Below are 20984 nucleotides of genomic sequence, written 5' to 3' on the forward strand. Positions count from 1 at the left end.
TTGTTGACAACGAGCGGGCCCGAGGAGCAAGCTGCCCGCCGATGAAACTCTCGTTCTCCACCAATCAATTCTCGTGCGCGGGTCTCGCGTGCGGATTTGGTGCGCGTGAGTCGGGCGTTAGCAGCATTATTATCATTCAGTGCGAGGTGCGAGCCCGTTCCTGAGTGGTTGTAACCCAGTGAACAGGCCCCGCACCTCGGAAGAGGGAGCGGGGTTTTTCGTTTCTGCTCCCTGAAAAACCGCGGTCGGGGCCTCGTCGGAGGTCCCATGAACAGCGATCGAATCAAACGTGGAATGAGTCGCGCGCCAGCGCGCGCGATGCTTCGAGGAGCAGGCCTGCCGCTTGCTGCCATCGAGCGGCCGCTCGTGGCCGTCGTGAATACGTGGGCGGAGGTCACGCCCTGCAACGTCCACCTGCGCAAGCTCGCCGAGAGTGCGAAGGCGGGAATCATCGAGGCCGGAGGGACGCCGATCGAATTCAATACGATCGTCGTCTCCGACGGTATTGCCATGGGTACGCCCGGTATGCGGGCTTCGCTCGTTTCGCGCGAGACCATCGCCGACTCGATCGAGCTCGTCGTCGAAGGGCATTCGCTCGACGGAGTGCTCGTGCTCGCCGGTTGCGACAAGACGCTCCCGGCCGCGGCGATGGCGCTCGCGCGCCTCGATGTTCCGGGGCTCGTGGTCTACGGCGGTTCGATCCGTCCGGGCCGCTTCAAAGGGCGTGACGTCACGGTGCAGGACGTCTTCGAGGCCGTTGGCGCGAAGGCCGCGGGGAAGCTCGAAGAGAGCGAGCTACGCGAGCTGGAGGAGGCGGCGTGCCCAGGCGCTGGCGCGTGCGGAGGGCAGTTCACGGCCAACACGATGGCCATGGCGCTCTCGCTCCTCGGCCTCTCTGCGATGACCGTGAACGACGTGCCAGCGGTCGACGCACGCAAGGCCGATGCGGTGCGCACGGCGGGACAATGCGTGATGAAGCTCGTCAAAGAGCGGACGCGTCCGCGAGCCATCCTCACGCGGGCTGCGTTCGAAAACGCGATTGCCGGCGTCGCAGCGACGGGCGGATCGACGAACGCCGTTTTGCATCTCCTCGCGATCGCGCACGAGGCAGGCGTGTCGCTTTCGCTCGGCGACTTCGATGCCATCGCACGTCGGACACCGTGGCTTGCCGATCTCAAGCCCGGCGGCCGATTCATGGCGCCCGATCTCGAAGCAGCCGGCGGAACGCGGCTCGTCGCAAGTCGCCTTCTCGAGGCTGGATTGCTCCAAGAAGCCTCTACCGTCACCGGCGAGACGCTCTTCGAGCTCGCACGCGCCGCGCAGGCGACGCCGGGGGAGGAGGTGGTTCGTCCGCTCGACAAGCCGCTCAACGCCACCGGAGGACTCGCCGTGCTTTGCGGCTCGCTCGCGCCCGAAGGCTGCATCGTGAAGCTCTCGGGGCACGAGCGCGTACGTCATCGCGGTCCCGTGCGGGTCTTCGATCACGAGCAGGAAGCGTTCGATGCCATCGGTCGTGGAGCGATCCGACCGGGCGACGTCATGGTCCTTCGCTTCGAAGGCCCTGTCGGTGGGCCCGGCATGCCCGAGATGCTCGCCGTCACCGCGGCGCTCGTCGGAGCAGGCCTCGGCGATTCGGTGGCGCTCGTCACCGATGGGCGATTCAGCGGGGCCACGCACGGGCTCGTCGTCGGTCACGTGTCGCCGGAGGCTGCGCTCGGTGGGCCGCTCGCGCGCGTTCGCGACGACGACATGATCGTGATCGACGTCGAGGAGCGACGGATCGACGTCGAAGCGTCGCTCGACGACCGCGCACCCACACCACTGCCGACTTCGAAGCGAGCGCCGCGCGGCGTGCTCGCCAAGTACGCACGACTCGTCTCTTCGGCGTCGACCGGCGCCGTCACCACGTTCGAGAGCACCACGAGGAATCCATGAATACGTCGACCGTGCACCAGGAATCCGAACTTCGTTCTCTTCACGGAAAGCGCGTCGCCATCGTGGGATATGGCAGCCAGGGCCGTGCGCACGCACTGAACCTGCGCGACTCGGGACACGACGTGGTCGTGGGGCTGAGGCCGGAAGGGCCGTCCTTCGCGCGCGCTGTCGCCGATGGATTCGCGCCGCTCGCGCCCGCCGAGGCCGCTCGCAGTGCCGATCTCGTCGCGATGCTCGTTCCGGACTCGGCGCAGCCTGCGCTCTATCGCGACCACGTCGCCCCCGCACTGCGCAAGGGCTCGGCCGTACTCTTTGCCCATGGCTTCAACGTTCATTACGGTCAGATCCGAGCTTCGCAGGACGTCGACGTGGTGCTCGTCGCGCCGAAGGGCCCCGGTGACTTCGTCCGTCGGCAGTATTCGGACGGACACGGCGTTCCCTGCCTCGTCGCGGTCGCGCAAGACGCCACGGGCGAGGCGCTCGGCCGTGCCATGGCCTATGCGCATGGTCTCGGCGGAACGCGCGCGGGCGTGCTCCAGACCACGTTTGCCGAGGAGACGGAGACCGATCTCTTCGGCGAGCAAGCCGTTCTCCTCGGTGGCGTGACCGAGCTCGTGATCGCCGGCTTCGACACGCTCGTCGACGCGGGATATCAGCCCGAGGTCGCTTATTTCGAGTGCCTGCACGAGCTGAAGCTCATCGTCGATCTCCTCTACGAAGGCGGGCTCGCGCGCATGCACCACTTCGTGAGCGAGACGGCGAAGTACGGCGACCTCTCGCGTGGCCCGAGGATCGTCGACGCGAACGTGCGTGCGTCGATGCGCACGCTGCTCGAAGAGATCCGCTCGGGCGCCTTCGCCACGGAGTGGGTGCTCGAGAATCAGGCCGGCCGACCCCGCTACGAGAGACTCCTCGCGCGCGACCTCGCGCACCCCATCGAGAAGGTCGGCGCTTCACTCCGCGCGCGGATGGCGTGGCTCGCTCGACCCACGGAGAGAGAGGCCGCCACATGAACGCCGCCGATCTCCTCGTTCGCGCTCTCGAGCACCAAGGCGTCGACGTTCTCTTCGGTTATCCGGGAGGAGCCATCCTGCCGTTCTACGATGCGCTCGTGGGCTCGCGCCTGCGGCACATCCTCGTGCGTCACGAGCAGGCCGCCGCGCTCGCTGCCGATGGCTATGCGCGAGCAACGGGCCGTGTCGGCGTCTGCGTCGCGACCTCGGGACCCGGCGCGACGAACCTGGTCACCGGCCTCGCCAATGCTGCGCTCGACTCGGTGCCCGTCGTTGCCGTGACGGGACAAGTACCGACGACGGTGCTCGGAACCGATGCCTTCCAGGAAGTCGACATCTTCGGCCTCACCATGCCGATCGTGAAGCACAGCTTCCTCGTTCGGAACGTCGCCGATCTACCGGCGGTCGTCGCGGAGGCCTTCCGGATCGCGAAGTCGGGACGTCCAGGCCCCGTGCTCATCGACGTTCCCAAGGACGTGGCGAACACCGATGCGAGCGGGCTCGAACCTCTCGGTCCCATCCGCGCAGCCGTGCCTCCCTCACCGAATCACGCGGCGCTCGAGCGGGCAGGCGAGCTCCTTCGCAAGGCCGAGCGACCCATCGCCTACGTCGGTGGCGGCGTAGCGATGGCAGGAGCGATCGAGGAGCTTCGCGCGTTCATTGCTGCCACGGGGATCCCCGTGGTGACCACGCTCAAAGGCATCGGAGCCGTCGACGGGAGCGAGCCACTTCTCCTCGGCATGCTGGGCATGCATGGCTCGCGTGCGGCGAACCTCGCGGTCCAGCGTTCGGATCTGCTCGTCTGCCTCGGAGCGCGTTTCGACGATCGCGCCACGGGCAAGCTCGATGGCTTCGCGCCGAATGCTCGTGTGATCCACGCCGACGTCGACGCCGCCGAGATCGACAAGCTCCGTCGCTCCGACGTCGCGCTCGTGGGGGATCTGCGCGTTGCCTTGCGCGGGCTCAATGCTTCATGCGCGCGTGCCGATTGGCGCGCCACCTGCCTCGCGGACAAAGAGCGTGAGCCCATGCCAGAGTCTTCGAACGTAGCGGTCGACGGCCCGCGATTCCTTCGAAAGCTCTCCGAGCTCCTCGACGAGCGAACCATCGTCACGTGCGACGTTGGCCAGCATCAGATGTGGGTTGCGCAGCATGTGAGCTTTCGACGTCCCGAACTCCATCTCTCGAGTGGAGGCCTCGGGTCGATGGGCTACGGCTTGCCCGCCGCGATCGGCGCGCAGCTCGGTCGACCCGACGCGCGGGTGATCGCCGTCAGTGGCGATGGCTCCTTCCTCATGAACGTGCAGGAGCTCGCGACGATCAAACGCTATTCGCTGCCGGTGAAGATCGTCTTGTTCGACAACCAGGCGCTCGGCCTCGTGCGCCAATGGCAGGAGCTCTTTCACGCCGAGCGATACAGCGAGATCGATCTCTCCGATAATCCCGACTTCGTCCGAGTCGCCGAAGCCTTCGGAATGCCCGCCATTCGGGTCGACCACGACGAGCAGGTTCCGCAGGCGATCCGCCGGGTCCTCGACGAGCCCGGGCCTCTGCTCGCTCACGTCATCCTCGACCATCGCACGATGTGCTGGCCGCTCGTGCCACCGAACAAGACGAATGCCGAAATGCTGAATGGAGAAGGTCGATGACCCACGAGTTGAAGTTCGATGTCTCGCGCGTGGAAGGCGTTCTCGTCCGCGTTCTCGGGCTTTCGGTGCGACGAGGCTACGAACCCATCGAGGTCGTCGCCGTTCCTGCCGGCGATGGCGTGCTCGCAGTGCGAATGCGTGTCGAGAGCACGCGCCCTGCCGATGCGCTGGCCCGGCAGCTCGCGAAGCTCTACGACGTGCGGCAGGTCGAAGTCACGGAGGTCGGGCCGTGACGGTTCGCTTGCCCGACGTCGCCGACGTTGCCGCGGCGGCATCGCGCCTGAGGCCACTGCTGGCACCGACACCACTCGTTCGCTCGGAGCGGTTCGACGCGTGGCTCAAGCTCGAGACACTGCAGGTGACCCGCTCCTACAAAGTTCGCGGCGCAACGAACGCGATGTTGGTGGCGCTCGCGAACGGTGATCGGCGGCCAATCGTGGCGGCATCTGCAGGCAATCACGCGCGCGGCGTGGCCTGGGCGGCGCATCGCCTGGGCCTCGAGGCTCATACCGTCGTCCCGATCACGGCGCCGCTCACGAAGGTCCGCGGAGCCGAGGCGCTCGGAGCGAAGGTGATTCGTTTCGGTCGCTCGTACGAGGATGCACAGGACCACGCCATCTCCCTCGCACGAGAGAACGGCTGGCGCTTCCTTCCTGCGTTCGACGATCCCGACGTGATTGCAGGGCAAGGGACGGTCGGCTGGGAGCTCCTCGACGCACACCCGGACGTCGTTCTCGTTCCGCTCGGAGGCGGCGGCCTCGCGTCTGGGCTGGGGCTCGCGTTGAAGTCGCGCGGAACACGCATCGTCGGTGTGCACGTCGAAGGCCTCGATGCGATGGCGCGCGCCCTCGATGGACGACCCCCGCTCGACGTTCTACCCACCACGATCGCCGATGGCGTGCGCGTTCGGCGTGTGGGTGAATCGACGCGTCGCATCTGCGCCGAGGTCCTCGACGAGATCGTGACCGTGACCGAAGAGGACGTCCGGCGCGCCGTGGTCGAGCTCGCGTCCTTCGAGCGAGTCGTCGCCGAAGGCGCAGGCGCCCTCGCTTACGCGGCACTCTCGCGAAAAGCGGGAACACGAACGATCGCCGTGATCTCGGGCGGCAACATCGATCTGGACACGTTCACCACCGAGATTCGGGACACCCGACGGGAAGCGGGCGCATGATTCGAGACTCTCCGTTACCGAGGCTGTTGCATGCGCACGAGTCGCGTGCCCACGTCGACGATGGTCTCGATCACGGGGAGGAGCTCTCGCCCTAGTTCGGTGAGCTCGTATTCCACCGACGGCGGCGAGCTCGCTACGACCGTTCGCGTGATGACGCCGTTCTCTTCGAGATCGCGGAGTCGCGCCGTGAGGACCTTCGCGGAGATCTTCGGGATATCCATCCGCAGCTCGCTGAAGCGGCGCGGTTCGCCGCTCAGCTTCCACACGATGTTCACGGTCCACACGCCGCCGAGGAGGCGCATGCACTCGGTGAGGGGGCAGATCGGCGGGAGCGGGGGAGTCTTGTTCTTTCGACGGCGCAACATCGGAGGCTCGAAGGGCGGTTACCAGGAGGTTACCAGATTCGTCGGTTACCTCGAGTAACTAGATAGCGGCCGAAAACGTCACGCAGTAGAGGAATTACGAATTCGAACCTTCGAGGAGCCGATTCATGATTCTCAACTTCTTGCGATTCCGCTTTCGTGACGAGGTCGACGAGGCAACGAAGGCGCGTGCGCTCGACGTTCTCCGGCGCACCGCATCTTCGGACGCGGTGGCGTACTCCGTCATCGGACAAGACCTCGGCGATCCGGCCGGGGGCTACACGCACTCTTACTGCGTCGCCATCCCGGACGTCGCTGCGCTCGAGCAGTACCTTCGTCAGCCCGCGCATCGCGAGGGCGATCAGTTCTTCCTGCCGCTGCTCTCGAAGCTCGCTCGGAGCGCATCGTCGGACGACATGGATCCCGGGCTCCGCGACGCGATCGGAGCGCTCGCCCAGAAGGTGCTTCTCGACGACGCCGAGTGGTCGGCGCTCTTCGCGGCGATCCCTGATCTGAAGCTCGGGTGAGCTCTGCACCCATCACAGGTGATGGCCTGACCGGCTTCGTCTCCCACCCGGTCGAACATCGCGAGCCGACTGACGAAATCGATCGCAGCCGCAAAGCGTCATCGCATCGTTTGACGATCATTGCGTCCGTTCGAGCGGAGGACGGTGGAGCAAGTTCGCTATGACGATTGCCCCGTCCTCACCGCCGGAATACGAATCGAGACAAGGAGCTCGCAAATGACTGCTCAATCGATCGGGCCGCGCGCCGCACGACAGCTTGCGAACACGACGAAGACGCCGCCGCAATGGCGTGGCGCAACCCCGCGCTGGCTCGTTCAGATGATGCCTTGGGCGCCCGTCGAGGCAGGCGTCTATCGCGTGAATCAGGCGCTCGACGACAAGTTCGACGTCAAGTGCAGCCCGTCGGAGAGCGAAGACCTGCCCATCGCCTTCGACGACTACGAGCCGAACCCGCGCGAGTACACGCTCGCTTCGTGCACCACGACGATCGCCGTGCACACGCGCATCTCGGACCTTTACCGAAGCCCGATGGACCAGGTGAAGGAGCAGCTCACGCTCGCGATCGAGAAGATCAAAGAGCGGCAAGAGAGCGAGATGCTCTACAACAAGGATTACGGGCTCCTGAACAACGTCGACCCCGAGATGCGCATCAAGACGCGCAAGGGGCCGCCCACGCCGGACGATCTCGACGAGCTGATCGCCACGGTATGGAAGGAGCCGGCGTTCTTCGTCGCGCACCCGCGTGCGATTGCGGCGTTCGGGCGGGAATGCACGCGTCGTGGTGTGCCGCCTCCGACGGTGTCGATGTTCGGTGCGCCGTTTCTCACCTGGCGTGGTCTGCCGCTCATCCCGAGCGACAAGTTTCGCATCAAGGACAACAAGACCGAGATCCTCCTCATGCGCGTCGGTGAGAGGAAGCGCGGCGTCGTCGGCCTCTTCCAGCCCGGCCTGCCGGGCGAGGTGAACCCGAGCCTCTCGGTTCGCCTGATGGGAATCAATCAGGCGGGCGCCGCGAAGTATCTCATCTCGCTTTACTGCTCCGTGGCGGTGCTCACGCACGACGCGCTCGGTTGTCTCGAGGGCGTCACCATCGACCACTACCATGAGTACACCTGAATCGAAGGGCGGTCCGCCGCCGGGACTCGCGCCGGTGGGTGAAGTCTCGCTGCTGACCGCGCACATGCCGCGCACCACGGAGACTCCGAATTATCCGAGCGCGATCATGACGTCGACGCCGGGAATTGCGCTCGCCGCTGCGCGCATTCCCGGCGGTCCAACCCTTCCGGAGCTGGACGCGATTTCGATGACCAACGCGATCTCGCAGCTCGCGAATCAGATGTACGCCGCGCCGCCCGCGAACAGCGTGCCGCCGACCAACAGCGTGCCGAATTCGCTGGATACGAGTGCGCTGTCGTCACCGCCGACGGCCCTGGCGCCGTCGATGCCCAGTACGGCCGAGCGCGGCGGGCCCATCGGTTCCGTGGCGCCTTCGCTCGACGTGCCGAGCGTCGTCGAGAGTGCGTCGCTGTTCGACGTGCCGAGCACGACCGAGAGTCCCGCGCCGTTCGATGTGCCGGGCATGTCCGCGAGTACGTCGCCGTTCGACGTGCCGCTCAACTTCGATGCGCTCGCGACGCCTTTCGATTCGGTCTTTCACTTCCCTTTGAATGACGTCGCGCAGCCCGCGGAGGACCCGAAACCTGGTTTCGCACCCGCGCCTTCGCATTCGCCCTCACCCTCGTCGATGAGCGGGGAGCCTCGCTTCGCGCTCGACTCGTACGAGATCACGCCCACCGGCGATCCCTCGTTGCGCACGCTCGGCTCACGCATCTTCGAGCCGAACGTCCTCAAGAAGGATTTCCCGATTCTGAGCGAGCCCGTGCGAGGCAAACGCCTCGTATGGCTCGACAACGCGGCGACCACGCAGAAGCCGCGCGCCGTGATCGATCGCCTTTCGTTCTTCTACGAGCACGAGAATTCCAACATCCATCGTGCGGCGCACACGCTCGCGGCCAAGGCCACCGATGCCTACGAGGCCGCGCGCGAGACCGTGCGCCGGTTCATCAATGCCCCTTCGGCGCGTGACATCGTGTTCGTTCGAGGCACCACCGAAGGCATCAACCTCGTCGCGCAGAGCTGGGGCCGACGCAACGTGCGTGAGGGCGACGAGATCGTCATCACCTGGCTCGAGCACCACGCGAACATCGTTCCTTGGCAACAGCTCTGCTCCGAGAAGGGCGCCCGTCTTCGCGTTGCGCCCGTCGACGACCGCGGCCAGGTCATCCTCGAGGAGTACGAGAAGCTCCTCGGACCGCGCACGAGGCTCGTCTCGTTCACGCAAGTATCGAACGCGCTCGGTACGATCACGCCGGCCGTCGACATGATCGACATGGCGCATCGCCACGGCGCGGTCGTGCTCCTCGACGGTGCACAGGCCGTCTCGCACATGCCGGTCGACGTGCAGGCACTCGGTTGCGACTTCTTCGTCTTCTCCGGGCACAAGGTGTTCGCTCCAACGGGCATCGGCGCCGTCTTCGGTCGTGCCGAGCTGCTCGAGGCCATGCCGCCCTGGCAAGGCGGCGGTAACATGATCCAAGACGTCACCTTCGAGCGCACCACGTACCAGCCGCCGCCTGCGCGCTTCGAAGCAGGCACCGGCAACATCGCCGATGCGGTCGGCCTCGGTGCGGCCCTCGATTGGCTCACGCGCGTTGGCGTTCACAACGTGGAGCGCTACGAGCACGAGCTCCTCGAATACGGCACGAACGCGCTGTTGGCGGTGCCCGGCCTCACCTTGATCGGCACCGCTCCGCAAAAGGCCGGCGTGCTCTCGTTCGTGCTCGACGGCAAGAAAACGGAAGAGGTTGGCGGGCTCCTCGACCAAGAGGGCATCGCCGTGCGCTCGGGCCATCACTGCGCGCAGCCGATTCTCCGGCGATTCGGCCTCGAAGCGACGGTGCGTGCTTCGCTCGCGCCATACAACACGTGCGAGGACATCGACGCGCTCGCTCGCGCTCTCCACCGGCTCCAGACCGGCCGCTGAGATCTTTTCGGCGAATCTGATATCAAGATTGGATGGTCCGGTCGGTTGCCCCGCGCGACGCGCAAGAGCTCATTGCGAAGGGGGACATCGACGTCGTCGACGTACGTGAGTCGCACGAGTGGGCCACCGGTCACGTTCCTGAGGCGCGTCTGATTCCACTCGGGCAGCTCCGCACCGATTTCGCGGGCGCAGAGCTGGGTAAGCGCGTTCTCTTCCTTTGCGAGCGCGGCGGACGAAGCCAGCAGGCGGCGCAGCTCGCCGAGCAAAACGGTGTGGCCGAGGTCTACATCATGGACGGCGGCACCGCGGAGTGGCGCGCGTCGGGCCTCCCCATCACCGTGCCGCCCAAGTCCGCCGTCGAGGAGACGACGGAGCTCGACGCGATCGTCGGCGAGAACCTGAAGCGCCTTCGCTCCGAGCGCGGTTGGAGTCTCGACATCGTGGCCGGCATGACCGGCGTGGGCCGCCAAACGCTCGGGCAGATCGAGCTCGGTCGCACGGTGCCGAGTCTCGGCACGCTCTGGAAGATCGCGCGCGCCTTCGACGTGCCGTTCTCCGTGCTGCTCGCTCAACCCACGGACCTCGGCACACGCATCTTCCGCCGCTCGAACGCGCGCCCCATCCTCGACGCCGACGGACGCTTCTCCTCACGCGCGCTCTTCTCGCCCGACGACAAAGGCCGCTTCGAATTCTACGAGCTGTTTCTCGCCGCTCGCTCACGCGAAGAAGCCGAGGCCCACGCCCCCGGCACGCGCGAAAATCTCCTCGTCACCCAAGGTCGTTTGGTCCTCGAGCTCGGCAAGGAAACCTTCGAGCTCGCCAAAGGTGACGCCATCGCCTTCACCGCCGACGTTCCGCACGCCTACGTCAACGCGTCGAACGAAGAGTGCTGGATGAGTCTCGTCATGACGTATCCGCGCACGCTCTGAATCGTCATTGGCAGACGTGACGCCGTCAGCGTTGCGCCATGATTTGTGCGACGAGCTCGTTACCAATCTTCGCCGCGCGACGGCGCGCGAGCGCGTCGGGTATTTTCAATGCCACGAACACCGTCGTCGAGAGAACCATCCAGGTGGCGACAAGGCCGGCATAGAACGTCTCACCCTGCGCCACGAGATGGGCGATCACCGCGAGGCAGAGGAGAATGCAGATGGTGCACGCGACCGGACCCGGGGATCTCCTGGGACGGAACTCGGGGATCGGCTCGTCGTGGTCCTTGGGAGGCTGAACCCCTCGGTAGAGATTCATGATCAGACCCGATAGCTGACGTGCGCTGCGTCGTTGCGCGCATCGCGGCTCATCAGAGCAGAGACGGCCTTGTCGTAGACCGCGGGTCCTTGCTGTTTGGCCCACTCCATTCCGTCGAATCCTTCACGGAACGCCATGTCGCTCCCATAGCGCTCGGCGACTGCGGGATTGGCCTTCAGAAAAGCTTCCTTCGACATCCCCGAAGCGGACATGTCGCGCGCAGCGTGCATGCCCTGGTCGCAATGGAGCTGGAGCGTCGCGCGGAGCCCCTTGTCAGTGGTTTGCAGCTGCTTGCTGATTCGATCGGCAGGCGATCCGTTCGTGAACGAGACACCGAGCTTGTCGATCGCCTGGTTCGCGTAGCCGGTCGGGAGCTCCAGGTTGTCGAGCATCGCGGCGTGCATCTGATCCCGCGTTGCTGCACCTTTGACTTCGTCCTTGCGCTTTTCGATGCTGTACAGCGCGCCCTGGGCGGCAAGTCCTGCGACAATCGGAAGAGCGATCTCGGGGGCGCACGCCATGAACTTGGGAAAGTGGATTGCGCCGACCGCATGTCCCACCTCGAGTCCGTGGACCACTCCGCCGAGGACTTCGCCGCCGTTGATGTGGCCGTGGTGGAGCGTCTCGTTCAGCGACGGATCGTCGCCGCGCATCGAGACATCGGTCTCCTTGAAGCCCGCATCATGCCGCGCCTTGTTCATAATGACGCCGCTGGCCTGGTCCTTGTGGAGCGCCTCGAGCTCCTCGTTCGTATAGTCCCGCCGATTTCCCACGCCGCTCACGTTGCTCATGCCAGCCCTGTCGGCCGCGCCGGGGGCTTTGTTGCGCGCAAACGGCGGCGTCATCCATCCGCGCCACGGCGCCACCTCAGGGGGCCCCCTCGAGGCCGATTCCGAGGTCGACGGCGTTGACGACTACTTCGGCACGGCCTTGCGCACCATGTTCTCGAGCGTGCTCGGCAAGAAGCGCTTGAGCAAGAGCGCGAGTCGCTCCTTGCCGAGCGCGCCCACGTAGACTTCGCTCTTTCGAGCGTGCGCCGCGTCGAGGATCTGGCGCGCGGTGAGCTCGGCGGGGTGCCCTCCAGTGATGTCACCTTCGGCCTTGTTCATCGGTGAGCCGTCGCCGGTAAGTGCGTTTCTCGAGACCTCGGTACGAATGAAGCCAGGGCAGATGAGCGTCACGAAGAGACCGTCGGCCGAGATCTCGGCGCGCAGGCAGTCGAAGAAGCCATGGAGAGCGTGCTTGCTCGCCGCGTAGGCCGAGCGCTGCGGTGTCCCGATCTTTCCCATGACCGACGATACGACCACGAAGTGACCCGCCTTCGCGGCCAGCATCGACGGTAGTACGGCTTTGGTCAGCGCCACGGCGCCGAAGTAGTTCACCTCCATGATGCGGCGGTCGACGTCGAGGCGCGTGTCCTTGACGAGCGCGCGCTGGCTGATGCCGCCGTTGTGCACGAGGACGTCGACGCGACCGAAGCGCTGATGAACTGCCTCGACGAGGGACGGGAAGGTGTCGGGCTGTGCCAGGTCGAGCGGCAGCACGAGGTGACCCTCGCCGCCGGACTTTGCGACCACCTGCTCGAGCTCGTCACGACGGCGCGCGGACAGAACGAGCTTCGCCCCCTCGGCGGCGAACGCCTCGGCCAGCGCCGCTCCGATGCCCGACGACGCCCCCGTGATCCACACCACTTTGTTCGCGAACCGTTTCACCGAGGCTCTCCCTTCGATGGAGTCGTACGCGGCCGCGCGAGTTGGCTTTCGCGTGGCCCAGAAGGCCGGCCGTCAGGCTACATCACGCGCTGCCAAAGTGTTCGCGCGTCGGGTGGCGGAGGCACATCCAGCCCCGCCCGAGGCGAAGGTGGCCGCCATCTCTTCCTCGTATGGCAACGCACCGGCCTCAGCGCGTCTGGCGGCCAAGCCCTCGTCGGGTTTTCGCTGGCTGCTCGTGGGCGCGCTCGGCATCGAGGTCGCGTCGCGGTGGCTTGCCGAACATGCGCGCGTACTCCCGCGAGAACTGCGACGGACTCTGGTAGCCGACGCGAAAGCTCGCGTGCGCGACCTCGAGGTGCTCGACCAGGATGAGGCGCCGCGCTTCGCCCAGCCGAAGCTGCTTCTGGTACTGGAGCGGCGACATCGCCGTGATGGCCTTGAAGTGGTGGTGGAGCGAGGACACGCTCATGCCCACGCGCCGCGCGAGCTCCTCGATGCGAAGCGGTTCGGCGAAGTGATCGGCGAGCCAGCTCGTGGCCTTTGCGACGCCCTTCGTCGGCGTGTCGGCCTTGGCTATGTGCAGGAGCCGTGAAGCGCACGGCCCGGTGAGCAGGCGATAGAGGATCTCCTGTTCGTAGAGCGGCGCGAGCGCAGGGATGTCCTCCTGGCGATCGAGCAAACGGAGCAATCGTACGACGGCGTCGAGTAGGGGCGGCGAGACGCGATTGACGCCCACTCCGCGTGTCGTGACGCCAGCCGTGCTGGTGAGCTTCGTCACGTCGAGCCGAGCGAACATGCCAGCGAGGCGGTCCGAGTCGATGGCGAGGCCGATTCCGAGGTTCGGCTTGGTCGCGCTCGCCGCCGTCACGCGCGAGACGATGGGGAGGTCGAGAGACGCGACGAGGAAGTTCCCCACGCCGTACTCGAGGGTCTCGTTCCCGATGGTGAGGCTCTTGGCGCCCTGAACGACCAGCGCGAAGCACGGTCGCAAGGCGGTGTGGAGAGGCTGGCTCGGAGACGATCGCCGACTCAGGTGAAGCGTGGGGATCGCCGTTTTGAACTCACCGTCCGAGGAGGTGTGCCTCGTGATGATCTCGACGAGCTCCCGGTAACTCTCCGTCTTTGCATCCATGCTCGATACCTTCGCTGGATCCTCGATGTGCCTGGAGAATTAGGCCGATCGACCAAGGCCGTCCAACGGTTCTAGTCCGGAGGCGCAGAAGCCTCAATCTCCAGGCTTGCAGGATTAGGCAAGAGCGCTGCAGGAACGGGATACCGCCGGAGGAGCCCGACGCCCAAGATGAAAGCCATGGAGGACATCATGAAGAAGGACGTCACGTTCGCTAGCGCAGGCCTGAAGCTCGCCGGTCATCTCTACCTTCCCGACGAGCCGACCGGCGGTAAGCGGCCCGCCGTCGTCGTGGGCCACCCGGGCAGTGGCGTGAAAGAGCAGACGGCCGGTCTCTATGCCGAGCGCCTCGCGCGCGCCGGCTTCATCGCGCTCGCGTTCGATGCCGCCTACCAGGGCGAGAGCGAGGGCATGCCGCGAGGGCTCGAAGATCCCGCGCATCGCGTCGAAGACATCAGGGCCGCCGTGTCGTTCTTGACCACGCGCGACGAGGTGGATGCGGAGCGAATCGGCGTGCTCGGCATTTGCGCGTCGGGCGGCTACGCGGTCACCGCGGCGGCCACCGACCATCGCATCAAGGCCGTTGCGACCATCAGCGGTGTCGACATCGGCCGCATGTTCCGCGAAGGACACGACGGCAAGCAGGATCCCGCAGTCCTCCAGGCCATGCTCGACGCAGCCGCCGCGGCGCGCACCGCCGAGGCGCGAGGCGAGGGAATGGGAAGCTTCCCGCTCTTCCCCGAATCGGAGGCGCAAGCGCGCGCGGGCGGCCGGTACGCGTTCGAGGGGTGGGACTACTATTGCACCGCTCGTGGTCAGCATTCACGCTCGGCCAAGACCTTCACCTGGAACAGCGTCGACCGTCTCGCGAGCTTCGACGGTTTCCGATTCATCGACTTGATCGCGCCGCGACCCCTCTTGATGATCGTCGGCGAAAAAGCCGACACCGCCTACCAGATGCCCTACGCCTTCGAGAAGGCACGCGAGCCCAAGGAGCTGTTCTGGGTGGAGGGCGCCAGCCACGTCGACCTCTACGATCGCGAGCAGTACGTGCCCGGCGTGGTCACCAAGCTCGTCGACTTCTTCGGCAAGTGTCTCGTGACCAACACGTAAGACATCGAGAAGTGCCGAGCTCGAACGGCTCTTCATCCGACGGCGGTCAACCACGTTCAAGAGCGTGGGAGCGCGTGCGGCCATGATTCGGCAGCATACGACGCAATCGCGTCGACAACCGCAGAGAGGAGACGCGCATGCCGACGATCACCGTGCAGGATGGAACGCAGATCTATTACAAGGATTGGGGAACCGGTCGTCCTGTCGTCTTCAGCCATGGCTGGCCGCTCAATGCGGATGCGTGGGAAGACCAGATGGTCTTCCTCGCCTCGCGTGGCTTTCGCTGTATTGCCCACGACCGTCGTGGGCACGGGCGCTCGAGCCAGCCGTGGAATGGCAACGATATGAACACGTATGCCGACGATCTTGGCGCGTTGCTCGACCATCTCGATCTCAAAGAGGCAACGCTCGTCGGCCACTCCACCGGCGGCGGCGAAGTCGCGCGCTACATTGGTCGACATGGCAGTCGCCGCGTTGCCCAGGCCGTGCTCGTCGGCGCCGTGACCCCGCGGATGCTCAAGACGGCGTCGAACCCGGACGGACTGCCGAGCGAGGTTTTCGACAACATTCGGAACGGCGTGACGAAGGATCGTTCGCAGTTCTTCAAGGATCTCACGATCCCGTTCTACGGGGCGAACCGTGAGGGCGCGAAGGTCTCGGAGGGAGTGCGCGAGACCTTCTGGCTGCAGGGAATGATGACCGGACTGAAGAACGCCCTCGACTGCATCACGGCGTTTTCCGAGACGGACTTTACCGAGGATCTCGAGAAGTTCACGGTGCCGACGCTCATCGTGCACGGCGACGACGACCAGATGGTCCCGATCGGTGTGAGCGCGATCGCCGCCTCCAAGCTCGTCAAAGGCTCGCAGCTCCTCGTCTACAAGGGGGGGTCTCACGGTCTTCTCACGACGGACAAGGATCGCCTGAACGCCGATCTCCTCCGCTTCCTCAAGGGATGAGCGGCGAACGTGATGGGGACGAAGCGGGGGCACTGCGCGCAAACATCCTTTTCGTCTTGCCCGATGTTCTGAACGCACGTGCCGAGCAAATCGCAGCTCACGTCGACTCCCTGCTGACGAACGCGCTCCTCTCGCCCTGCGAGAGGCCTGGCGTCGTCGTGATGCAAGACGGTGATGGTGCCCGCGAGCTGATGGATGGCCTTCAGTTCTCATGTGCGTCCCGCCCGCCGCTCCGGCTCCCCCTCGAGGAGATAGTCGTCCGGTACGTCGAAAGCGTCGAACGACTCCGCAGTATTCCGGGCGTGCGCTTGGCCGCCCACGGTGAGTCGGTGACCGCTGCGAACGAGGCCGCGGAGACGCTGTTCCAGGTCGATGCGAGCGCTGCCGTCCAGCATGCGTGGGTGTTGCGTGGGCAGTACGGTCCCACCCTTCTCGTCGTGTCCTGTGCCGACGAGGTGGAGCTGTCACGGCTGGTCGCGTCGCTCGTCCAGGTTCCAGCCGCCACCATTTACGGGACACCTCTCGACCGGCCGCACGCACTGCGCTTGGCGCAACAGCTCTCGCACCGATGCGCGCGGATCTCGAGTCGCCTGCTCGATTCGCGTACGATCGCCGCGGGGGAGCGTCTTTACGACGATTTACATCGCTTTACTCGCGGTATTGGAGGGATCGCAACATCGTAGCGGCCATGGAAGTCGTTCGAGCTCCGCGAACGAACGCCGGCCTTGCGCCCTGGCATCTCCGGCTCATCGACACCTACCTCGACGAGCGGCTCGACGAGGTCGTGCGGATGGCAGACCTCGTCGAGGCTACAGGACTGAGCACGAGCCACTTCTCGCGCGCGTTCAAGAGAGCGTACGGCGAGAAGTTCTCGGCTTACGTCATCCAGTGCCGCCTGACGCGGGCGAAGAAGATGATGCTGGCGACCGACTGCTCGATTGGCGCCGTCGCCGTCGCTTGTGGATTCTCCGATCAGCCACACTTCAATCGGCTGTTTCGCCGGGAAGAAGGCATATCGCCTCGTGCATGGCGGAAGCTCCGCGCGGATATCGCCGCCTGAGCCCGCTAGGTACGTCGCACGAAGGCGAGGATGTCGCTCGCGAAGCGGTCAGGCTCGTCGATGAAGAGAGCGTGACCGGCTCCGTCGTACATGACGAGTGTCGCGTTCGGAATGTTTTCTGCGAGCTGCCGACCGACGTCCGGCGGCGTGATCCGATCGTGAGTCCCCTGGATGACGAGTGCAGGTCGATCGAACGCGCGCAGCGTGGGCCAAGGATCGGCGACGGTGAACGAGCCGACGGCGGGGGCGAGCGGGAGCGCGAACGACGCAGACGCGAGCATCCGCTCGAACATGTAGCTCGGCGGCGCGCTGTGCCCGAAGCATGAAGCAAGCCACGCGCGAAGGCCGTCGATGCGCTCGTCGATGTGCGGCGAGAACATGCGGGGCATCAGTTCGAACACTGCCGATTCGGTGACAGCCGCTACCGTAGGGATCGCCCCGACCCACACGACGCCCCCGAGACGAGAGCCGCCGTACTTGCGAAGGTACGCGCTCGTCACCACGCCGGCGAGCGACCACACGACCAAGACGGGATCGCGGAGGCCGCACGTCTCGAGGACCGCGTGGAGGTCGTCGGCCCAGCGCTCCTCGTCCTGATAGGAGCTCGGATCGACCGGCTTGTCCGAGTCGCCATGCCCGCGGAGGTCATACGTGACAATCCGAAACGATGCGAGTCGTTCGTCGTCGACCTGACGTTGCCAGCAAAGATGGTTGGAGAGTCCTCCATGCACGAGCACGAGCGCCGGCCCATCAGGGCTTCCCCATTCTTGAATTGCGAGCGAGACGCCGTCGGGCGCGACGGCAGTGCGACGTGCACGGGGGCGTGGAGATTGCGAGCTCGAGACGGACGCTGCTATCACCCGCGCAGTATGCGATTGCCACTGCGGGCCACGAAGCCAAATCGTGCTTCACTCCGCGTCGAGGAGCCTGCGCGCTTCGATGACGTCCTGCGTCGTTGCTCCCTCCGTGATCCGATCGAACACGCCAGCGAGCTGCGCGCGCCCATCTCGTGCACGCTCACCGGAGCTCCAGAGCCTCGCGAGGCTCGTGACGGCACGCAATTCCCACGAGAGCGCCCCCTGCCCACGCGCGAGATCTCGAGCTCGCAGGAAGAGACCCTCAGCGCAATCGCGCGCGTTCTCCGTGCCAGAGCGCAACAGCTCCTCGCCTGTTGCTCGGAAGACCTCCGGCGCACACCACCCGGCAAGGCCGCGCTCGGCGCGCGCAAGAGCTCGTTCGTCCACGAGCGGCGTGCGCAGGGTAGAGAGCATGTCGACCTGCGGGGCGGTCGCATCCTTGATCCGCCCGGCGAACGGTTGGTCCAGTGCGAGTCCGAGGACTCGTCCCCAACTCTTCCATGGCTCGAGGCCCGCGAGCGCGGATTCGGTGACGAGGAGTTGGAGAAAGCGTCGGGCTTCGTCGGTGTCGCCACACCAGATTGCGATTGGAATCGACGCATATCCGAGCGCTAGGCACAGAGCGAGGCGATGAGCCGAAGCCATTGCCTCCGCGACCGCTTCGGCTGCCACGTTTCGTGCGGAATCGCCAAGGCCCTGGATCCACAGGGTGCGGGCCAGCGGGACACGGGCCGACGTGCCGGACGGGATCTGCACTGCGTCGACCGCGCGAGGGATACGCGCGCGTTCGATCACACCTTCGAGGAGGGGGCGCGCGCGCGCATGCTCACCGACGTAGTGAAGAGAGAGCCCGAGGACCCGCTCGCCGTTGAGGATCGCCGCCGCGCTATTCACGTGCGCCGAGGCGACGGCGTGTTGCTCGGCCAACTCGAGCGCGTGCGGATATTCGCCTGTTCCGATGAAGTTCGCCCAAACGCCCTCGATGGCGGCTGCTCGGTCGACCCAGAGTACGTCACTCTTCGACGCTAGTTCGTACGCTCGACGAAACGCTTCTTCCCCACCTCCACGCGTATGAAGAGTAAGGCAGCCGAGCGCGAATGAGAGCTTCATCTCGCTCAGGTCGTCGCGCATGCCGGATCGCGCGAGATATTCGAGCGCACGTGTCACGTGGCCGCGAAACTCTGCATGCAATGACAGCTTTGCTGCGAGTGAAGCGGCGGCGATCGTGATCGCGATGGCGACCTTCGGCTCACCTTGCTCGGAATAACCCCAGTCGAGTGCCGCGCGAACGTCGTCGATCATCAACGCGGGATCGTCTCGGAACGAGCTTCGCTCGAGCGGCATGGCGGTCATACGCGCGGTCTTTCGCTGCACGTAGAGCGCATGACTTCGGAGAGCAGCGGCAGTCTCACCGGCTTCGACGAGCTTCTCGAACGCGTACGCGCGTGTCGTCGCAAGCAGGCGATACTTTGCCTCGGCGCCGCTCACGTCTGCCGAGACAAGCGACTTCGCAACGAGACCGACGAGCTCGTCGACGGCATTCGAAACCTCGTCCTCCGTGATGGCCAAGACGGACTCGAAGGTGAATATGCCGCGAAACACGGCCAGCCTCCGTAGGAGCCACCTCTCTCGTGGCGAGAGCGTCTCGTAGCTCCACTCCATCGCGCCACGCAGAGTTTGTTGGCGTGGGATGGCGGTTCGATGCCCTCTCATGAGGAGCCGAAAGCGGCCGTCGAGGCGTGCTGTCAGGTCGCGAAGACCGAAGGTATCGACTCGTGCTGCCGCGAGCTCGATCGCAAGGGGGACTCCGTCCAGGCGGCGGCATAGGTCGACCGCGACGGGCGCATCCGCGTCGGTGAGCTCGAACGTGTCGAGGCTCGCTCGTGCGCGCTCGACGAAAAGCGCTACTGCCGAGAACGTCGAGACCTGGGCGGCCGTCAGCTCGCTGGCCGTTTCGGGAGGTAATTCCAGCGCCGGCAGGCGATAGACCGATTCGCCCTGTGCGCGAAGGCTCTCCCTACTCGTCGCGAGGATGCGTGCGCCAGAGACGTTCGCGAGGAGTCGTTCGGAGAGGTCTGCGGCTGCGTCGATGACATGCTCGCAGTTGTCGAGCAGGATGAGGACGATCTTGCCCGCCAGCTCTCGGACGAGTGCGTCCATCGGAGCCTCCGCGGGAAGCGATAGGTTTTGCATCCCGGCGAGCGCGCTCACCACATGACGAGGGTCGGAGATGGTTGCCAGATCGACGAATCGCACGCCGTCGGGATAATCGTTCGCGACATGCGCCCCGACGGCTCGTGCGACCGCTGTCTTGCCGATGCCAGCAGGCCCGACGATGGTGATGAGGCGTTGCGATTCGAGCCGTTTTCCGAGCATCGCGAGCGTGGCATCTCGCCCGATGAGATTCGATACTGGCGCAGCGGGAAGGGGGCTGCGAACGTCATCCCGAACGACATCGGAGGCGAAGGCATTCGAAGAGGCGCGCGTGACGGGCGCGACGAAGCAGTATCCGCGCACCGGTAGGTTCGCGATGTAACGCGAGCCGTCACGGCCGTCGCCGAGCGCTTTCCGCAATGCCGCGATGTGAACGCGGAGGTTCGCTTCGTCGACGGCGGTATCGGGCCAGACCGAGGCAAGGAGCTCCTCCTTGCTGATTGTCTCGCCGGCTCTCCCGACCAGCTGGGTGAGGATGGCCAAAGCGCGACTTCCCAGTCGCACGACGGTGTCACCTTCGAGCAGCAGCCGACGTCGTGGCAGGAGTCGGTAGGGCCCGAAAGAGAAGTGCTCGTCGATGCCGGTCGCGTCATCGTTCGAAGTTTTCGACGTCCGCACTTCTCTCGGGCCGTCGGCTTGGAGCAGCCGGCGCATGAATGTGCGCAGTCTACTACACACACAGGCCTCATTCTCGACATCGTCGAGTCACGAGCCGGCCTCGATTCCGCTTGCAAAATGAGCAAGCGCGGCCGTGCCGGGCCTCCCCCTAGACGAAGCGGCGTACGAACGAGAGAGCTTTTTCGCAGACCTCGCGCCAGCCGCTGTCGATCGTGAGCGCGTGCCCGCGGTTCGGTATCTCGATGATCTCGGAGATCCCGGCGTTCTTCTTCTGCTGATTGAAGGACGCGTTCGTGATCGCCCAGGGGGCGGTGTTGTCCTTCTCTCCGGAGAGGGGAATGGCGCGAACGAACTTGACCAGCAAGGATCAAGTC

21 protein-coding genes are annotated in these 20984 nt (G+C 65.5%); 13 read left to right on the forward strand and 8 right to left on the reverse strand.

The window, feature by feature from the left end; genetic code table 11:
• Positions 1–267: 267 nt before the first annotated feature.
• From ilvD to AKJ09_RS20625, 5 genes are read left to right on the forward strand one after another with little or no spacing between them, the layout of a single operon-like run.
• Positions 268–1935, forward strand: coding sequence for a dihydroxy-acid dehydratase (gene ilvD, locus AKJ09_RS20605; protein ID WP_146648918.1), 1668 nt, complete (start codon positions 268–270; stop codon positions 1933–1935).
• Positions 1932–2948, forward strand: a complete 1017-nt coding sequence (gene ilvC / locus AKJ09_RS20610) for a ketol-acid reductoisomerase (protein WP_146648919.1) — start codon at positions 1932–1934, stop codon at positions 2946–2948. Before ilvD ends, ilvC begins: the two co-directional genes overlap by 4 nt.
• Positions 2945–4597, forward strand: coding sequence for an acetolactate synthase 2 catalytic subunit (gene ilvG / locus AKJ09_RS20615; protein ID WP_146648920.1), 1653 nt, complete (start codon positions 2945–2947; stop codon positions 4595–4597). The genes ilvC and ilvG overlap by 4 nt, the downstream gene beginning before the upstream one ends.
• The gene (locus AKJ09_RS20620) at positions 4594–4830 is read left to right on the forward strand and encodes an ACT domain-containing protein (protein ID WP_146648921.1); all 237 of its coding nucleotides are present in this window, start codon (positions 4594–4596) and stop codon (positions 4828–4830) included. Before ilvG ends, AKJ09_RS20620 begins: the two co-directional genes overlap by 4 nt.
• Positions 4827–5768: a pyridoxal-phosphate dependent enzyme gene (locus AKJ09_RS20625; RefSeq protein WP_146648922.1), complete on the forward strand. Its 942-nt coding sequence runs from the start codon at positions 4827–4829 to the stop codon at positions 5766–5768. Before AKJ09_RS20620 ends, AKJ09_RS20625 begins: the two co-directional genes overlap by 4 nt.
• 14 nt (positions 5769–5782) lie before the next feature.
• Here the strand turns inward: AKJ09_RS20625 and AKJ09_RS20630 are convergent, their stop codons facing one another.
• Positions 5783–6133 carry a winged helix-turn-helix transcriptional regulator gene (locus AKJ09_RS20630; RefSeq protein WP_146648923.1) on the reverse strand — a complete coding sequence of 117 codons (351 nt, stop codon included), beginning with the start codon at positions 6131–6133 and terminating at the stop codon, positions 5783–5785.
• Positions 6134–6258: 125 nt separating this feature from the next.
• On the opposite strand from AKJ09_RS20630, the gene AKJ09_RS20635 reads away from it, so the two are divergent.
• The 4 genes from AKJ09_RS20635 (at position 6259) to AKJ09_RS20650 (ending at position 10629) form a co-directional block, all read left to right on the forward strand.
• On the forward strand, positions 6259–6657 hold the full coding sequence (locus AKJ09_RS20635) for a Dabb family protein (RefSeq protein ID WP_146648924.1): 399 nt from the start codon (positions 6259–6261) through the stop codon (positions 6655–6657).
• A 216-nt stretch (positions 6658–6873) separates the two neighbouring features.
• Complete coding sequence (locus AKJ09_RS20640; protein WP_146648925.1) at positions 6874–7773, forward strand: family 2A encapsulin nanocompartment shell protein; 900 nt, start codon at positions 6874–6876, stop codon at positions 7771–7773.
• Entirely contained in the window at positions 7760–9700 is a 1941-nt protein-coding gene (locus AKJ09_RS20645; RefSeq protein WP_240488533.1) for a family 2A encapsulin nanocompartment cargo protein cysteine desulfurase, read from the forward strand. Before AKJ09_RS20640 ends, AKJ09_RS20645 begins: the two co-directional genes overlap by 14 nt.
• A 32-nt stretch (positions 9701–9732) precedes the next feature.
• Entirely contained in the window at positions 9733–10629 is an 897-nt protein-coding gene (locus tag AKJ09_RS20650; RefSeq protein ID WP_146648926.1) for a rhodanese-like domain-containing protein, read from the forward strand.
• Positions 10630–10654: 25 nt separating this feature from the next.
• Here the strand turns inward: AKJ09_RS20650 and AKJ09_RS20655 are convergent, their stop codons facing one another.
• The 4 genes from AKJ09_RS20655 to AKJ09_RS20670 form a co-directional block, all read right to left on the reverse strand.
• Positions 10655–10948: a hypothetical protein gene (locus tag AKJ09_RS20655; protein WP_146648927.1), complete on the reverse strand. Its 294-nt coding sequence runs from the start codon at positions 10946–10948 to the stop codon at positions 10655–10657.
• 2 nt (positions 10949–10950) lie between these two features.
• Positions 10951–11739 carry a hypothetical protein gene (locus AKJ09_RS20660; RefSeq protein ID WP_146648928.1) on the reverse strand — a complete coding sequence of 263 codons (789 nt, stop codon included), beginning with the start codon at positions 11737–11739 and terminating at the stop codon, positions 10951–10953.
• 123 nt (positions 11740–11862) lie between these two features.
• On the reverse strand, positions 11863–12660 hold the full coding sequence (locus tag AKJ09_RS20665) for an SDR family oxidoreductase (RefSeq protein ID WP_146648929.1): 798 nt from the start codon (positions 12658–12660) through the stop codon (positions 11863–11865).
• A 187-nt stretch (positions 12661–12847) separates the two neighbouring features.
• Positions 12848–13792 carry an AraC family transcriptional regulator gene (locus AKJ09_RS20670; protein ID WP_146648930.1) on the reverse strand — a complete coding sequence of 315 codons (945 nt, stop codon included), beginning with the start codon at positions 13790–13792 and terminating at the stop codon, positions 12848–12850.
• Positions 13793–13981: 189 nt separating this feature from the next.
• Here AKJ09_RS20670 and AKJ09_RS20675 point away from each other — a divergent pair, with 189 nt between their 5' ends.
• The 4 genes from AKJ09_RS20675 (at position 13982) to AKJ09_RS20685 (ending at position 16921) form a co-directional block, all read left to right on the forward strand.
• Entirely contained in the window at positions 13982–14902 is a 921-nt protein-coding gene (locus AKJ09_RS20675; RefSeq protein WP_146648931.1) for an alpha/beta hydrolase, read from the forward strand.
• A 137-nt stretch (positions 14903–15039) separates the two neighbouring features.
• Positions 15040–15861 (forward strand): alpha/beta fold hydrolase, encoded by an 822-nt coding sequence (locus AKJ09_RS20680; protein ID WP_146648932.1) that lies wholly within the window; start codon positions 15040–15042, stop codon positions 15859–15861.
• Positions 15858–16544, forward strand: a complete 687-nt coding sequence (locus tag AKJ09_RS53125) for an aldehyde dehydrogenase family protein (protein ID WP_169927702.1) — start codon at positions 15858–15860, stop codon at positions 16542–16544. Before AKJ09_RS20680 ends, AKJ09_RS53125 begins: the two co-directional genes overlap by 4 nt.
• A gap of 5 nt (positions 16545–16549) precedes the next feature.
• On the forward strand, positions 16550–16921 hold the full coding sequence (locus AKJ09_RS20685) for a helix-turn-helix transcriptional regulator (RefSeq protein WP_169927703.1): 372 nt from the start codon (positions 16550–16552) through the stop codon (positions 16919–16921).
• Positions 16922–16926: 5 nt separating this feature from the next.
• Here AKJ09_RS20685 and AKJ09_RS20690 read toward each other — a convergent pair whose 3' ends face one another.
• The 3 genes from AKJ09_RS20690 to AKJ09_RS20700 form a co-directional block, all read right to left on the reverse strand.
• Positions 16927–17658 carry an alpha/beta fold hydrolase gene (locus AKJ09_RS20690; RefSeq protein WP_205633753.1) on the reverse strand — a complete coding sequence of 244 codons (732 nt, stop codon included), beginning with the start codon at positions 17656–17658 and terminating at the stop codon, positions 16927–16929.
• A gap of 171 nt (positions 17659–17829) precedes the next feature.
• Positions 17830–20646, reverse strand: a complete 2817-nt coding sequence (locus AKJ09_RS20695) for an ATP-binding protein (RefSeq protein ID WP_146648935.1) — start codon at positions 20644–20646, stop codon at positions 17830–17832.
• Between the two features lie 112 nt (positions 20647–20758).
• The gene (locus AKJ09_RS20700; protein WP_146648936.1) at positions 20759–20974 is read right to left on the reverse strand and encodes an alpha/beta fold hydrolase; all 216 of its coding nucleotides are present in this window, start codon (positions 20972–20974) and stop codon (positions 20759–20761) included.
• Positions 20975–20984 lie beyond the last annotated feature (10 nt).

It is taken from the genome of Labilithrix luteola (genome assembly GCF_001263205.1).
Classification (GTDB): domain Bacteria; phylum Myxococcota_A; class Polyangia; order Polyangiales; family Polyangiaceae; genus Labilithrix; species Labilithrix luteola.